A 16,858-nucleotide genomic window follows, 5' to 3' on the forward strand; every position below is an offset into this window, starting at 1 on the left:
TGATATAAGTAAGTTTACGTTTTATAAATGAGTAGGTGACGTTATAATTGCTAAAAATTCCGTCATCTATCGTGATTGATCACGTCACAACCGAAGTGGGCAAGACAAATGAAAAAACTTTCAGCGGCTCTTTTATTGCTATCTACAGCGGCAATAGCGCAACCTTACGACAATGCTTTGACTGAAGAGGCAATTAAAAAACGTTTAGCACCTGTAGGCTCTGTTTATTTAGCTGGTGCGGCGCCTGCTGAAGTAATCCCTAGCGGCCCTCGCTCTGGTGAGCAAGTATATCAAGCATCATGTTTTGCTTGTCATGGCACGGGTGCACTAGGTGCGCCTAAAACGCCAGACGACTGGACTACCCGTTTAGCCAAAGGTCGTGAGGTATTAATTGATCATGCAATTAATGGCTTTAATGCTATGCCACCACGCGGGACTTGCATGGATTGCTCTGATGATGAAATTACAGCAGCGATCGACTTTATGACAGCAAAGTAACGCCCATTTGCCGAAGAACGTCAGATCTTCGGCAAAACTCTGAATAAGCGACCCCCTTTCGTATTTATCATAAAGATTGGCTTGACCCCTGTTGATAAAAATGAAAATATACGATTAATAATTGTTCAAATAATAATAATTTTGGGTTAAATCATTGGAAGATCCCGCAGCTCTACTGCGCAAGACCATTCGAAGAAATAAAAAACTCGAGGTCCTGTTAAAAAAACACAAACAAAACAACCACTTACAACATGCTCTTATTTTGTTATCTGAGCAAGCAAGTACGGTTGCAGAGCTGACATTGTTGTACCCCGCAATTCATGACATTTTAGTCCAACACCTTCCCTGTAAAAGTTTTTATGTTGTTTTACAAAATCAGTTTTCCCAAGAGCTTGAATTATCTTATTTCATAGATGAAAAAGATGGCATCGCAGTGCCTCTCCATCACGCACATCATTTTTCTGATGGGATCACAGGCCATGTTTTCCGTACAGGAAAAACCCTCTACCTGACGCAGTCTCAAATGACAGAGCAAGCTCGTGATGGGGTATTCAGAGCACTAGGCAGTCCAGCAGAACATTGGGTTGGTGTGCCAATTTATCGTGACAAGACGATTATCGGCGTCATGGTCTCGCAAAGTTATCAAAAAGACCAGCACTACACCGAACAACAAATTGAACTACTTGAAGTTATGTCTCTTTATTTAGCAACCGCTATTGAGCGAGTGAAAAAGCGAGAGCTATTAGAGTCCGAAGTAAAAATTCGTACGCGTGCTTTAATGCAAAGTAATGACGCATTAAATAAAGAAATCGAGCAAAGAAAACGCGCTTTAGAACGCCAACAGATCCTCTTTAAAATATCTGAGCTTGCAACACAGTTTAATGATATAGACGACGTATATCAGCAAGTTCATGACATTATTCGTTCTATTACCTTTGCTGATAACTTATTCATCGCCCTTTATGACAAAAATACCGGATGGTTAAGCTTCCCATATTGTGTTGACGAAGTATCACATTACAAACCTCGACCATTTGCAAAAGGCTACAGTGAACTGGTAATAAGTACCGAGCAAAGCCAACTAATTGATATTGAAAGAGCCAAAACCTTAATTGATAGTAGTATTGTGGTTAGAACTCGTCATTATCACCAGCAAAGACTCGCTACCAGTTGGATGGGAGCCCCATTAAAAACAGCACATGGCGTGATTGGTTTAATTGCTTGTCAGGCATATGATCATAAGTATGAATTTAACCACGATGATATTGAACTTATTTCATTTGTTTCCAATCAAATTGCATCCGTACTACAAACTCATTTGGCTAATCAAGCGCTCAAAGCAAGTCACTTGCAATTAGAGCACCGTGTTGCAGAAAAAACCAAAGCCTTACAGCAAAGTAATTTACATTTACAAATGCAAATTGATGAGCGAAAAAAAATAGAGCAACAGCTATACCACGACGCGCACCACGATGCATTAACCAGCTTACCCAATCGCAGTTTATTCTTAACACAACTAGAAAAAACCTTGCAAAAGTTCCAGCGTCACCCTGAGCATAATTTCGCTGTATTATTTATCGATCTTGATAAATTTAAATTGATCAATGACGAACTTGGTCACCAAGCCGGTGATCAGTTTTTGATTTGGGTCGCACAAGCATTTTTAGAGTGCATTCGAGAACACGACTTATTGGCAAGGCTAGCGGGTGATGAATTTGTTATTTTATTAGATCACTTAAGTGATCGCCAGCAAGCGGAAGACGTTGCAAAGCGTATCATTAAAGTTATGCAACAACCTTTCTGTATGAAAGGTGTATGTATGCAAAGTGGGGCAAGCATTGGTATCACATACAGTAATAAACATTACCAAAATACTGACGAAATTATTCGCGATGCTGACGCCGCTATGTACTATGCTAAAAATGCAGGTCGTGGTCGGTATGAGTTTTATCATCCATTATTAACCGCTGCGACTGGCAACCATAAAACGGCAGAGTATCACCATTTGAGTGCATTACCGAGCCATTTTAGAGGGACTGATATAATTGACTTAAGTCTCTCAAACAATGATATTTCTATGCTTGAAGCTTTTGGTGAACACCCTGTATTAGGCAGTACCAGTTTTGATATATTGAAAAAGTTTGCAGCGGAAAAAGCAGAGCATGTGGATATTGAACTATTGCTGCTTACTCAAGCATTAGAGCTTGCTCGTGATACCAAGCAAGATGTACTTTTTGCGTGCTCTACTATTTTATTGGATCAACAAGTCTTTGCTCAGCTATGCCAACGACTGGCACAACATACCCATTCTTTATGCCTCATATTTGATGAAACTGAAATTCGTTATGCCTCCAATCAGCAACAAGACAACCTCTGCGAGTTAACTCATTTAGGTTACATCATCGGGATCAATGATTTTGCCAAAGATCGGTGTGATCTCACTTTATTGAGCCAAATCAATTTCACCTATGTTTTACTTAGCTCGACGTTTAGTAAAAGGGTTCTCCAGCAAACCAGTTATGAAGCACAATTAAAGGGGATCCTTGCTGTGACACAATTGCAGAATATGCAGGTGATTGCAAAAGGACCCGCCATACTAAACTTCAGAAGTTTACTTGAAAGTCATGGTTTAACTCGCTTTTTTGGTAAGCAACATCATATTGAAAAAGCTGCTATTGATGTGCGGCAAACACCACCAATACCGACTGAGCCAGAGACACTAACGTTTTAGCATCGCACGTAAATTAGCAACCCTAGCTTGACCTTGTTCCATCCGCTCATTTTGCGAAGCCACGGTTTTTTTCTTACCTTCATAGTGTAAATCATCTTGTGGCAGCTCGAGTACGAAGCGACTTAATTCCGGCGTTGAAACATCCCCAAATTGCCGACGATTCTTTGCATAAGTGAGCGTTAATGTTTCTTGCGCACGCGTGATCCCCACGTAGGCCAAACGTCTTTCTTCTTCAACATTTTCTTCATCGATACTGGTCTGATGCGGTAGAAACCCTTCTTCCATACCCACCATAAACACATGGGGGTATTCGAGACCCTTTGATGCGTGTAAAGTTAATAACTGCACAGCATCACTGTCATCTTCTTCTTCATTACGTTCCAACATATCTCGTAATGTCAATTTGCTCACAACTTCAGGTAAGGTCATAGGTGGATTATCAGCATCCCCTGTCAGCATGTCAGTGATCCATTTATAGAGTTCAGAGACATTTTTCATACGCATCTCGGCGGCTTTGGCACTCGGTGAAGATTCATACAAATAGGCTTCATAGTTGATCTCACGTACCATGTCTTTTACCGCCTCTAAGGTATCACCACGGACAGCCCTATCTGACAATTCCACAACCCAACGCGCAAACCCCATTAATGCATTGTATCCGCGTCCCGCCAAGCGATGAGTAAGCTCTTGCTCAAAACACGCTGCGAAGAGTCCAATATGGCGTTCATTCGCTAGACTGCCTAATTTCTCTAATGTCACCGGCCCTATTTCTCTGCGTGGTGTATTGACCACACGTAAAAATGCATTATCGTCATCCTGATTAACCAATAACCTAAGGTACGCCATAATATCTTTTATCTCACTTCGTGAGAAAAATGACATACCACCACTTATTTTATAAGGGATCCTGTTACTCATCAGTGATTTTTCAAACACTCGCGCTTGATGATTTCCACGATACAATATTGCATAGTCACGATAACTTGTTCGCTTCATAAACTTATGAGAAATAATTTCAGCAACAACCCTTTCTGCTTCATGCTCCTCATCTCTGGTCGCAATCACGCGAATGGGTTCTCCCGTATCAAGTTCGCTAAATAATTTTTTATCAAACTCATGCGGGTTATTCGCAATCAAAATATTTGCTGCTTTTAGAACACGTTTCACACTGCGGTAGTTTTGCTCAAGCTTGATCAATCGTAACCCTGGGTAGTCTTTCGATAACAACACTAAATTTTGGGGTTTAGCACCTCGCCATGAATAAATAGATTGATCATCATCGCCTACCACAGTAAACCGAGCTCGTTCACCTACTAACAACTTTACTAATTGATATTGACTGGTATTGGTATCTTGATATTCATCAACCAGTAAGTAGCGAAAACGACTCTGCCATCGCTCTCTTACCGTCGAGTTTTGCCCCAATAATAATGTTGGGATCATGATTAAATCATCGAAATCTAGCGCATTATAGGCACGTAATTGAATTTGATATCGCGCATATAGCTGAGCAAAGAGCGCTTTTTGCGGTTCCCGGGCTTCTTGTATTGCCCGTTGCGGTAAGATGAGTTCGTTCTTCCAATTACCAATCTGCATTTTAAGCAAATTCAATAAATCTTTATCTTTTTCTAACTCTTTCTCTGTTAGCTCACTCAATAGTTGGTTCGTGTCTTGATCATCCAATAATGAAAAGCCCGGCTTATAGCCTAACGTTTTAAGCTCTTTTTTTATCACTTCTAAGCCAAGTGTGTGGAACGTAGAGACCCATAATCCTTTTGATTCTTTTTTACCCAATGTTTGCAGTACCCGCTCACGCATTTCCTTAGCGGCTTTATTCGTAAATGTCACAGCGGCTATATTTTTTGCCTGATACTCACACTCTTGCACCAAATAGGCTATTTTATTCGTAATAACACGTGTTTTCCCAGAGCCTGCCCCCGCCAAGACCAAGCATGGTCCACTAATATACTTTACTGCTTCATCTTGTTTTGGGTTCAGTTTCATTACTGTGCTTATTTAAATACGATTAATAGTCATATTTTAACGTAAAGCGTCTCATGCGCCTAGCCACCAATTAATTCACGAAGGTGATGAAATGAGCTTTGCGCCCTTTCTATAATTAACCTCAGGTTTGGATAAGGGTTTTGGAATAGAAAATGTTTTGAAAACAAATTTACGTACAATCCAATGATGATATTTTGTTCAATATCAAGGCGCTTTTATGCAGTAATAGCGGGCTATTACAAATGAAAGCAACGCCGAGAGTGAGAAAAATAGCTTTATTGGGCAAATTCGCTTAGCTTGAGCTGAGGTTAATTAAACCAATCAACAAAAGTGCCGTTTACTTAACGAGGCAAGCGATCTTATTCTTGGTGTTTCTTTTCTTTATCGTAAAGTACACCCAACACTTCTCTTTGCTATGTTGTTTTACGAACATTTGCTAATATGCGTACAAGCAACTTTTTATAGGCCAAAAAGATGATCAATCCAGCAAAAATTGAAGAAATTGCCAAACAAATATCGAGTAACATGCCTCAAGGCGTTAAAAATCTGGCAGATACGTTCGAGTCAAAAACGAAGCAAGCTATCCAAAATAAACTTGCTGAGATGGACTTTGTCAGTAGAGAGGAGTTTGATATTCAAAGTAAAGTACTCATCAGAACACGTGAAAAGCTCGCCGAATTAGAAGCTAAAGTCGCTGAAATAGAAGCACAGCTAGACAGCGACAAACACGCAGAATAAATTAATTTGCGTAACGTTCCTTTACTTGTGTAACAGCCAGAGCATATTGGCTATTTATTTGCTCTGGTTGCCCAGCTCTGGCATTTAATTCATGCAATAATCCATCCGCTAGTCCATACACCCAACCATGAATCGTTAAACTTTGCCCTCTGCGCCAAGCATCTTGAACAATGTTGGTTTGACAAACATTACGAACTTGATCAATAACATTAAGCTCGCATAATGCGTCACACTGCTTATCTTGCGCAATATTATCAATAATATGTTGATGCTTTTCTTTTATATCTGAGACATGACGCAGCCAGTTATCAATAAGTCCAAAACGCGCTTCATCCAATACCGCTTGTACACCACCACAGCCATAATGGCCGACTACCATAATGTGTTTTACTTTTAGTACTTCAACCGCATACTGCATGACCGACAAGCAATTGTGATCAGTATGTACCACCACATTTGCAACGTTACGGTGCACAAAGAGCTCACCTGGCATTAAATCAACAATTTCATTCGCCGGTACTCGAGAATCGGAACACCCGATCCATAGATATTCAGGTTCTTGTTGACCAAGTAACTTTTTGAAAAAATCAGGATCTCGCGCTTGTTCGCGCTCTGCCCATTGTTGGTTATTATCTAATAAGTGTTCGAGCGTACACATCGCAGGAGTCCTCTATTTTCGGGTAGCGTGTATTAATATGTTCCTTGGTGTGAGCTGCTTTTCACAAAACTCACTAAGAGTGACATCATACCCAGCTGATTGTAAATATAAACCCCTATCGAGGACCAACCAGATCTCCAATGCCCGTCGAAAAACATGTCGTACCAGCTCAATTCTATCTGTTATACGTTTTCGTTTTTGGCCTTGAAGTAAATATTCATCATAATTAACTTCGGCTGGTAAGTTAATATTTTTTTGCATTGCAGCCCATTGGCAAAAATCGGAAAACTCTCCTGAGAATATGCTTTTATTTACCGAGGGAACACTTATATATACCTCAGAATCAGTACATTCTCGGCGTAATGCATCAAACCCCAAACGCCACGTCACTTCTTTACGTCTAACGACGGCTATCCGATCTGGTGCGGTGACCGTTTCTTGTAATGCTAATTTCATATCACTGTGGCTTAAAGTTAATTTACTGTGTTTTACTTCCTCACTCATTGGTTGATATGTTGGCTCAGTAAATAAATGGTAACAACACGGTGATAAGCTAATTTTTTGACAGTGCCCTGCTGCTGCACGACGTATGAAGGTCTGATGCAGTGCACCACATGCATGTAATGCTATTGCGTGCTGCTGCGCTTTAAAATACTGCACCGTATTGTCGGTTAAAACATTTGCGCAACTAAAGGTGACATTAAGTGCTTGTTGCTTGGCACTGTGGATACCTTGTTCACATAGCCCAGCTTGTAACTCAATAGCATGTACTTCGGGCGCACCTAAATGTGCCATGAGTCTTCCCAAGTGTCCTTTACCCGCGCACCACTCCAATACAGGTAATTGCTGCTCAGGCACATGGCTCACGAAATCTTGTAACTGAATTAATTTACGACCTTTTATCCCATTGCTTAACCAAAAAGGCACGCTTTCTCGGGGCCTTTCTGTGTACGGTAATGCTGTTAATGAAGCAAGCTCACTCAGGTGTGGAATATACTCAGAAAACACATCATATAAACGATTTTGATCAGCATCCAACACCGCCACCTCACTATCATCCAAGCTTAATAAAAAATGATTTAGCTCATCTGTAAATGGTAGTGTTAAATAATCAAATGCGACACGTTGCCAGTAATCTCGTGTGTTGGATAAGCACGTATCGAGTTGTTGAAATTGATTAAGCAAAGACATGAATACATACATTTCAAAATAAAACGCTATTCTAGCGTGTTTTTATCACGATAGGATAATTGTTGTATGCGATATTTTCGTTTATGAAATAACATCAAATAACCGTACATGGGTATTGATAGTAAGGTCAATACACAAGCTAACACTAACATCCAAGACCATGATGAATCGGTAGTATCATGCTTATGTTGATATAAAAAAGTGGGTTTAATCTTCCGCCACTGAGACAAATCCAAGTTGTATAATTGTGCGATCCATTGCCAACGTGTTTCAGACATGCTGCCAATAGCGCCTCCGGAATGCGTAATATAAGTCGCAAGCTCATCCGCTTCAAAGCTCAGCTGCTCTTTGGTTTTATGCCGCGCATACTTCTCATGGATCACCTCTATGCTGTGCTGCATATTCAGTAATGCATAGCGCCACCCTTTTAAACTCGCCTGCTTAAACTTCTCAACCGTCTCGGGCTTATGGGCCAGCATATTTTCACTGGTAAAAAGAATATCGCCATACACATTCAGCCCATATTGCTTAGGACAAATTTGTCGTGTCTTAACACCTTCCTGCAGCATTTTATACGGCTCGTTCGTAACGTAAACCTGAATTGCATCAAACATTCCCCGCTTGAAATCCTCTAATGGATTTAATCCTGCGTATAATGGCAAATCTGAAATGTTAATACCGACACGCTCGAGCATTACAGTAAGCTCTGCACTTTCCTCTTTTCCTAAGTGACTGACCTTTTTCCCTAAGAAGTCTTCCGGTTTATATATATTACTACTCTCTTTTACCATCCAGCAGTAAGGTGATGACTGAAATATAGCAGCTAACGCAACCAATGGTTTACCATCCATTTTGGCCTTTAACACGCCTGAATGAGTAACGCCAAACTGAGCCTGACCTGAAAGCACTTTAAAATGTGTATCTGGGTTACTAGGGTTGGCTGGTAAAATGGTCACTTTCAACCCAGCCTCTTTATAAAACCCCTGCTCCGCTGCCATATAATACCCAGCAAACTGAAATTGATGTGTCCACTTCAGCTGCAGAACAACAGGCTCAAGTCCGTTAGCACCTGATGTCCAAAAAAAAATAATAAACGACAAAGTAAACCAAACTTTCGCCATACATCTTTTACTCTTCCCAATAAACTCGAAGTTTAACTATAGAAAAGCAAAGCTTTTTTGCAAATTACCCGACCTTACGCGCTTCTTCCACCGAAGCTTGAAGATATTGGCTAAAACACGGGTTATTCGTCTCATCTTGATACAAGTAGCCAAGTTGAGAGAGGTGTTTATCAAACTGCTCATATGCATTCGGTGCAATATCAAAAGCAGCCAGTACATTCCCCTCCGCGGCACCATGGTTTCTATAATGAAACAAGGTGATATTCCAGTTCGCTCCCAATGTATCTAAAAAACGAGCCAGTGCACCAGGGTACTCAGGAAATTCGAAACGCAATAAACGCTCTTGCAATAACACAGGCGGCTTGCCACCAACCATGTAACGTATATGCAGCTTAGCAAGTTCATTATCTGACAAATCTTCTAATGCATAACCTTTCTTTTCAAGCCGCCCTTTAAGATCGTCTAATTCAATTTGTCCACCGCGTAATCCAACACCAACAAAAATTTGCGCTTCTCCTTCACCGGCATATCGATAGTTAAACTCAGTGATAGCACGACCCTCTAGATCATGACAAAACTGTTTGAAGCTGCCTTTTTCTTCCGCAATAGTCACCCCAAATAACGCTTCATTTTTAGCGCCTAATGCAGTTCTTTCTGCAATATATCGTAATCTGTCAAAATTCAAATTCGCGCCAGATAAAACAGCTGCTAAGGTTAGCCCTGCACGATTACTTTGCTCGCTCCATTTTTTTATGCCGGCGACGGACAATGCACCCGAAGGCTCAGCTATTGCACGTGTCGCAATAAAGATATCTTGTACCGCGGCACAAATCTCATCAGCACTCACAGTGATAACTTCATCACAAAACTGTTGTGCCAATCGAAATGTTTCGGTGCCGATCAGTTTCACCGCCACACCATCGGCAAAACTCCCCACCTCCGATAACGTCACTGGCTTACCTGCCTCCAAAGCGGCTTTTAAACATGCACTTTCCTGCGCTTCAACTCCAATGACTTTAATATCAGGGCGTAACGACTTGATGTACACCGCCATACCTGCCAACAGGCCGCCGCCGCCAACCGGAATAAATACCGCATCTAACTCATTTAATTGCTGCATTAACTCTCGCGCAACAGTGCCTTGTCCTACAATCACATCTTTATCATCAAAAGGGGGAACAAATACCGCTTGTTCTTGTTCTGTTAGCATGTGCGCATGCATTTGAGCTTCATCAAAGTTATGGCCATGTAACACCACTTTCGCACCTAAATTACGTACTGCATTGACCTTAATCTCAGGAGTCGTCACTGGCATCACAATACACGCTTGATGTCCAAGGTGTGCGGCACTTAATGCAACACCTTGGGCATGATTCCCAGCAGATGCTGTAACCACCTGACTACCTAGAGGTAATTGCTGTAATTTGTGATATGCACCACGTAATTTAAAAGAGTATACCGGTTGTTGGTCTTCACGCTTGAGCCAGATTTTTTGCCCCAAACGTTCTGAGAGTGCACTCATTTCACTTAATTCAGTCACCTTGACTAGTGGAGACATATCAGCTTGAATAATAGCGCGAAAATAATCTAGCTCTTGTGAAACCATCGTTAACTTAACTCCTCTAACTTCGCTAAATCACGTACAGCGCCTTTGTCTGCACTTGTTGCTAACAACGCATAGGCTTTTAATGCAGGGCTCACAACTCGTTGACGATCCAATGGTTTATAGGCATCTTTTCCACGTGCCAATTGCTTATCTCGTCGAGCCTGCATTTGCGTTTCGTCAAGTAACAAATGAATACCTCGATTATGGATATCAATATGGATCAAATCACCATTTTCAACCAGAGCTAACGCGCCGCCACTGGCCGCTTCAGGGGAAGCATGGCCAATAGATAAACCAGACGTGCCACCTGAAAAGCGACCATCGGTTAATAATGCACAGTCTCTATCTAAACCCATTGATTTTAAATAGCTTGTCGGATACAACATTTCTTGCATCCCAGGCCCCCCCTTAGGTCCTTCATAACGAATGACTATCACATCCCCTTTTTTAATCTCACCAGCCAAAATGCTATCAACCGCATCGTCTTGAGATTCAAATACAACCGCTGGACCTGTAAAATCAAGCATCTCGTCAACAACACCGGCACTTTTTACAATACAGCCATCAGGTGTTAAATTACCAGAAAGTACCGCTAAACCACCATCGAGTCGAAACGCATGTTCAATGCTACGAATACAACCATTTTCACGGTCAGTGTCTAACGTATCCCAGCGATATGCTTGACTCATCCCCTTCGTGGTTCGAATACCGGCAGGGCCTGCTCGAAAAAATAGTTGTGCTTTTTCATTGTTACTATCCATTGCATCCCACCGCGTGATCACATCACCTAAAGTGCCACCCGCAACATGTCCTACCGTTAAATCTAAACGATCACCTTTGGCTAATTCATTCAACATACCCATCATGCCACCAGCACGGTGTACATCTTCAATATGATATTCTTGAGTTGCCGGCGCAACTTTACATAAAAATGGCGTTTTGCGAGAGAGCTCATCGATATGGCTCATATCAAAATCAACCCCACCTTCTTGCGCTGCTGCCAATAAATGTAATACCGTATTTGATGACCCGCCCATTGCTATATCTAAGGTCATCGCATTCATAAAGGCCGCTCTATTCGCGATATTTCGAGGTAACACGGCTTCATTATCTTTTTGATAATAATCATTGCACAGAGCAACTATACGCTTACCTGCCGCTTCATATAATTGTTGACGATCTTTATGTGTCGCTAACGTTGTACCGTTGCCCGGCAATGCCAGTCCAAGCGCTTCTAGTAGACAATTCATTGAATTTGCCGTAAACATGCCCGAACATGATCCACACGTTGGACACGCTGAGCGTTCAACTTGCTCTGAGTCTTCATCACTCACAGTTGGATCTGCGCCTTTAACCATGGCATCAACCAAATCCAATTTGATATCAATATCGGCCAAGCGGGTTTTTCCGGCTTCCATTGGGCCACCCGACACAAAAATCACAGGTATATTCAAACGCAGTGCAGCCAACAGCATTCCTGGTGTAATTTTGTCGCAATTTGAAATACACACCATGGCATCAGCACAATGTGCATTCACCATATATTCTACTGAGTCAGCAATTAAATCGCGTGAAGGTAAAGAATACAACATGCCACCATGGCCCATTGCGATACCATCATCAATTGCTATGGTATTAAACTCGCGAGGGACGCCCCCAGCATCACGGATGGTATCCGCCATCAATTCGCTGAGCTGATTGAGATGAACATGGCCCGGAACAAATTGCGTGTAAGAATTTACGACAGCAACAATTGGCTTCTCAAAATCACTGTCTGTCATGCCTGTTGCACGCCAAAGCGCCCTTGCGCCTGCGCGTTTTCTGCCTTCGGTGGTAGTTTTACTTCTTAACTTGGCCATGCTTAACCCTTTAATGTTGTGCGCCGTTACTATATGTACAACGACGACGTTTCCTCATTCCCAATGCAGCCACATTACTGTGGCTGAGCGCTCTTCTCACTATTGATTGACGTACTCTAACCAACCATTTGTGTCGTCACTTTGTCCTTTTACTAAATCGAAATACGCTTTTTGCAACTCTTCAGTAATTGGACCACGTTTACCATTACCCACCTGGATCTGGTCAACGCTGCGAACTGGCACAACTTCAGCAGCTGTGCCCGTCATAAAGAACTCATCAGCTAAATACAATGCTTCACGTGCTATAGACTCTTCACGTACTTCATAGCCCCTAGCTCGGGCTAGTTCCATGAGTGTGTCTCGCGTTAAGCCTGGTAAAATACACGCCGTTGTTGGTGGTGTGTAAAGTATCCCTTTTTTAATAACAAATAGATTCTCACCCGCGCCTTCACTTAAACAACCATTGACATCGAGGGCAATACCTTCAACATAGCCATTGCGCTTGGCTTCACCTGAAATCAATTGTGAAGACAAATAATTACCACCAGCCTTTGCCGCTGTCGGCATAGTATTTGGTGCTAAACGATTCCAAGATGAAATACACACATCAACGCCATCAGCTAAACTGTCATCACCTAAATATGCGCCCCACTGCATCGCAGCAACAGTGACATCAGCTAAATGCGATTTCGGATTTAACCCTAAACCAACATTCCCTAAAAAAGCAAAAGGTCGGATATAAGCATCTTTAAAACCATTCTCGCGCACTGCATCTTTACACGCCTGAATGATCTGCTCAGCAGTAAATGGAATTTCCATACGATAAATTTTTGCTGAATCATATAACCGTTGAATATGATCCGTTAAACGAAAAATCGCCGGGCCATTCGGCGTATCATAGGCACGTATTCCCTCAAACACCGAGCTACCATAATGTAATGCATGGCTAAGTACGTGAGTTGTTGCTTGCTCGTAAGGGATCATTTCGCCGTTATGCCAAATCAATTCCGAAGTTTTAGTCATTTGTAATACCTTGTTCTTTTCTTAATAATTAATTTTAAATTGCCTGTTGCTGTAATGAGTGCAAATCAACCGTATGCACTTCAACCAGCTTACTCAGTTGTGATGTTAATAGATAGATCGGCTTATCACTGTCGACTGTCATTTTGACGTGAAATAATTCGTCATGGCCCTCCATCTCTAACTGAGTCAAACGAAACCCTCTGTGACGTGCAACTCGGAGAAAACGCTCGACAGCAATGCCTTGATTTTTAACTGAGATTGTTAGTTGATGTTTCATTGCGCTTTCTCCGTCATCATTTCATCATTAGCAGCCCCTGGTGGTACCAAAGGCCAAACATTTTCTTTATCGTCTATACATGCATGTACAATATAGGGCCCTGTTGAATTAACTAACGCATCTATCGCACTATCCACTTCATCTGCATGAGTAATTGTTTGACCTGGAATACCAAATACAGCCGCTAATTGCACAAAATCAGGGTTATCAGATAAATTAGTCTCACTGTAACGCCCTTCAAAAAAGAGTTGCTGCCACTGACGTACCATACCCAAACGTTGGTTATCTAAAATAACGATTTTCACTGGTAAATTATTGCGTCTTATGGTCGCAAGTTCCTGAATGTTCATCATGATAGAACCATCACCCGATACGGTCACAACCATATTCTGTGGACGCGCTATTTGTGCACCTATTGCCGCAGGTAAGCCAAAGCCCATAGTGCCAGCACCACCACTGCTGAGGTGATTGCTTGGGTGACTGAACGTCATATGTTGTGCAACCCACATTTGATGCTGACCCACGTCACAACATACCACCCCATCAGTTGGCATTTTCTTACTGAGCTCTTTTAGTAAATACGGCGCAAACACTTTTTCACCTGGGTAGTCATAACGCCAAGCATGTTGCTGCTTTAGCTGTATTATTGTCCTCAACCATGCTTCATCAGTGACAAAGCACCCAAGTGCCGGTATCGAGGCTTTAAGATCCGCTATCAAAGAAGCGGCTACCGGCTTACGTTTACCCACTTCCGCAGGGTCTATATCCAAATGAATAACTTTTGCCTTAGCGGCAAATTTTGCTAGATTTCCGGTCACTCTATCGTCAAAGCGCGCGCCGATACATACAAGCAAATCACATTCTTGCACCGCAATATTAGCGGCTTGACCACCATGCATACCCAACATACCTAAATCGTATTCATATTCAGGCAAAACGCTTCCTAATGCCTTTAATGTCGAGACGGCTGGCATCTGAGTTTTATTCAAAAACTGCATCAACTCGGCTTGCGCGCCAGCACTTTGCACACCCCCACCCACATAGGCGATAGGACGCTTAGCTTCAGACAGTAATAATTCCGCTTTTTGTACTTCACTATTGAGTAATTCTGGTAACTTCTCCTCCATCGCAAGCCAAGGCTGAAAAGGGGCCGAGGCAAGCTGGATATCTTTGGGAATATCCACCAGTACTGGGCCCGGACGACCAGACATGGCTAAATGCATAGCCTCTTGTAGCACTTCAGCTAAATCTTCAGCTCGCTCAACCATATAACTGTGCTTCGTGCATGATAAAGACATACCTAAAACATCAATCTCTTGAAAAGCATCAGAGCCAATAGCTGCGGTCGGCACTTGGCCTGTGATTGCAAGCAAAGGTACAGAATCCATCATTGCATCTGCCAATGCAGTGATCAAATTGGTGGCACCAGGCCCTGATGTTGCAAAACACACTCCCAGTTTCCCTGTACTACGTGCATAACCAACCGCCGCAAAACCTGCACCTTGCTCATGACGCGTCAAATAATGCTTCACAGGCGCACCATAAAGGGCGTCGTAGATGGGCATAATTGCCCCTCCGGGATAACCAAAGACTTCTTGAACGCCGTGTTTGGCAAGTAAGTCGATAAGTAATTGTGCGCCTGTCATTATTTTCCCCATTCCCAATCGTTCAAATTATCACTAAGAAATTTAGCCCTAAAACCAAGAAGCCCCCCGAACTTTTCAGTGCGGGGGGCTTCTCGTTGATGCTTTTTAAAGCACTAACTCGCCCCCGCGGTAATAATAATTACCACGTTTATAATCACGACTAGAGTTAGTACTTTTGCTAGCATACTGAATATCACCAAATTAAATTATTTACGTAACGACAAATCGCTGTTTCTCGACTTGCCTTGTTCTTTTTCTATTAGTAACCCGAAGCCCAACCCAAGTCAACCATAAAAACAATGCTTAATATCAATGAAAAACACTTTACAAAGGTTTTTCAATCCACACAAAGCAATATTTCAAATAAAAAAACCTGAATTTTACAATTTCTTTTTGTTTTGACGTGTTCATATTTTATTTACAACACATTTCATCCTGTAAAAAAATCATATGAAACTTTTATGATCTACTCGGTATTTTGATTATGATGATACATCACAATCTATTCTAGGGAATACCATGGCAACCTACACTGCTCGCCTTATCGTCATTTTCATCATCGGCTTTTTATTTCTATTTAGCCACAACGGGCATACAACACCTGCGTTATACAAAATCGAAAAGTCAGGGATCACATCCTATTTATTGGGCACTGTACATGTAGGTGATGAATCAATGAAGGGGCTTAATCAGATGGTCACTACAGCGATTGATGCCAGCAGTGCTGTCATTGTTGAAGTCAATATTAACAACTTATCACCCCTTGAAATACAACGTCGCTCAGCACCATTTATGCTACTCACCCCACCTAACACCTTAAAGAATCAACTGAGTAAAAAAAATTACGCCCAATTAAAAGCGTATCTAGCCGAAAAAGAAATCGATATTGCAGTATTTAATCAATACGCACCTTGGGCAGTTATGGTTACAGTATTACAAATGGAATACCAGAAATTAGGGTTCAAAGATGATTTTGGCATTGATAAGCAGGTGCTTAACTATGCAAACATGAAACAAAAACCCATCATTGAATTAGAGACACTGGAACAACAATTAGCCATGTTTAACCGCTTAAGTGCACAAGGTGACAGTATGTTAACCGAAACATTCAAACAAATGGGTGATATAGAGCACTACTTTTTAGATTTGATCCGCGCTTGGAAGCAAGGTGATATGACCACACTCAGTAAATACTACAATTTAAGCTTTGACGACAGTACTTATGGAAGGTTTAGTGAGCAAGTCATGCTCATTGAACGTAATAATAATTGGGTAAATATGTTAACTAAGCAACTGACAAAACAATCTTTATTTATCGCAGTCGGTGCCCTACACCTGCCAGAAAAACACGGCCTAATAGCGCAATTACAACAGCACGGTTTTGCCATTACCAATATTTCAGTAAAATAAGACTCACGCCTTTATTATGCCAAATGTACTGAACGCTCCCACATTTGGCATAGTGAAGCGCCTGCCTCCAACTTTTGATTTAAACCTTTTCAGCTT

13 protein-coding genes are annotated in these 16,858 nt (G+C 41.7%); 4 read left to right on the forward strand and 9 right to left on the reverse strand.

Annotated elements, in window-relative coordinates; genetic code table 11:
- The first annotated feature begins 108 nt into the window (after nucleotides 1-108).
- Nucleotides 109-498, forward strand: a complete 390-nt coding sequence (locus J8L98_RS06430) for a cytochrome c5 family protein (protein ID WP_210995772.1) — start codon at nucleotides 109-111, stop codon at nucleotides 496-498.
- 154 nt (nucleotides 499-652) lie between these two features.
- A complete protein-coding gene (locus J8L98_RS06435; protein ID WP_210995773.1) occupies nucleotides 653-3,229 on the forward strand; it encodes a diguanylate cyclase in 2,577 nt (858 codons plus the stop codon).
- On the opposite strand, the gene rep is transcribed toward J8L98_RS06435, so the two are convergent.
- Nucleotides 3,218-5,233, reverse strand: coding sequence for a DNA helicase Rep (rep, locus tag J8L98_RS06440; protein WP_210995774.1), 2,016 nt, complete (start codon nucleotides 5,231-5,233; stop codon nucleotides 3,218-3,220). The two genes, J8L98_RS06435 and rep, sit on opposite strands and share 12 nt — an antisense overlap.
- Before the next feature lie 474 nt (nucleotides 5,234-5,707).
- Between rep and J8L98_RS06445 the strand changes: the two genes are divergently transcribed.
- Nucleotides 5,708-5,971, forward strand: coding sequence for an accessory factor UbiK family protein (locus J8L98_RS06445; protein WP_192508926.1), 264 nt, complete (start codon nucleotides 5,708-5,710; stop codon nucleotides 5,969-5,971).
- Between the two features lies 1 nt (nucleotide 5,972).
- On the opposite strand, the gene can is transcribed toward J8L98_RS06445, so the two are convergent.
- From can to ilvG, 8 genes are all read right to left on the reverse strand, one after another.
- Nucleotides 5,973-6,629, reverse strand: a complete 657-nt coding sequence (gene can / locus J8L98_RS06450) for a carbonate dehydratase (protein ID WP_192508927.1) — start codon at nucleotides 6,627-6,629, stop codon at nucleotides 5,973-5,975.
- Between the two features lie 12 nt (nucleotides 6,630-6,641).
- Nucleotides 6,642-7,820 carry a methyltransferase gene (locus J8L98_RS06455; RefSeq protein ID WP_210995775.1) on the reverse strand — a complete coding sequence of 393 codons (1,179 nt, stop codon included), beginning with the start codon at nucleotides 7,818-7,820 and terminating at the stop codon, nucleotides 6,642-6,644.
- Nucleotides 7,821-7,846: 26 nt separating this feature from the next.
- Nucleotides 7,847-8,941 (reverse strand): ABC transporter substrate-binding protein, encoded by a 1,095-nt coding sequence (locus J8L98_RS06460; RefSeq protein WP_210995776.1) that lies wholly within the window; start codon nucleotides 8,939-8,941, stop codon nucleotides 7,847-7,849.
- A gap of 64 nt (nucleotides 8,942-9,005) precedes the next feature.
- Nucleotides 9,006-10,547, reverse strand: coding sequence for a threonine ammonia-lyase, biosynthetic (gene ilvA, locus J8L98_RS06465; RefSeq protein WP_210995777.1), 1,542 nt, complete (start codon nucleotides 10,545-10,547; stop codon nucleotides 9,006-9,008).
- Between the two features lie 2 nt (nucleotides 10,548-10,549).
- A complete protein-coding gene (gene ilvD, locus J8L98_RS06470) occupies nucleotides 10,550-12,406 on the reverse strand; it encodes a dihydroxy-acid dehydratase (protein ID WP_210995778.1) in 1,857 nt (618 codons plus the stop codon).
- A 99-nt stretch (nucleotides 12,407-12,505) separates the two neighbouring features.
- Nucleotides 12,506-13,429 (reverse strand): branched-chain amino acid transaminase, encoded by a 924-nt coding sequence (locus tag J8L98_RS06475; RefSeq protein WP_192508932.1) that lies wholly within the window; start codon nucleotides 13,427-13,429, stop codon nucleotides 12,506-12,508.
- Nucleotides 13,430-13,463: 34 nt separating this feature from the next.
- The gene (gene ilvM, locus J8L98_RS06480) at nucleotides 13,464-13,706 is read right to left on the reverse strand and encodes an acetolactate synthase 2 small subunit (protein WP_192508933.1); all 243 of its coding nucleotides are present in this window, start codon (nucleotides 13,704-13,706) and stop codon (nucleotides 13,464-13,466) included.
- A complete protein-coding gene (gene ilvG, locus J8L98_RS06485; protein WP_210995779.1) occupies nucleotides 13,703-15,352 on the reverse strand; it encodes an acetolactate synthase 2 catalytic subunit in 1,650 nt (549 codons plus the stop codon). Before ilvG ends, ilvM begins: the two co-directional genes overlap by 4 nt.
- Nucleotides 15,353-15,871: 519 nt before the next feature.
- On the opposite strand from ilvG, the gene J8L98_RS06490 reads away from it, so the two are divergent.
- Nucleotides 15,872-16,762 (forward strand): TraB/GumN family protein, encoded by an 891-nt coding sequence (locus tag J8L98_RS06490; RefSeq protein WP_210995780.1) that lies wholly within the window; start codon nucleotides 15,872-15,874, stop codon nucleotides 16,760-16,762.
- The last annotated feature ends 96 nt before the right edge of the window (nucleotides 16,763-16,858 follow it).

This window comes from Pseudoalteromonas sp. MMG013 (assembly GCF_018100885.1).
Classification (GTDB): domain Bacteria; phylum Pseudomonadota; class Gammaproteobacteria; order Enterobacterales; family Alteromonadaceae; genus Pseudoalteromonas; species Pseudoalteromonas aurantia.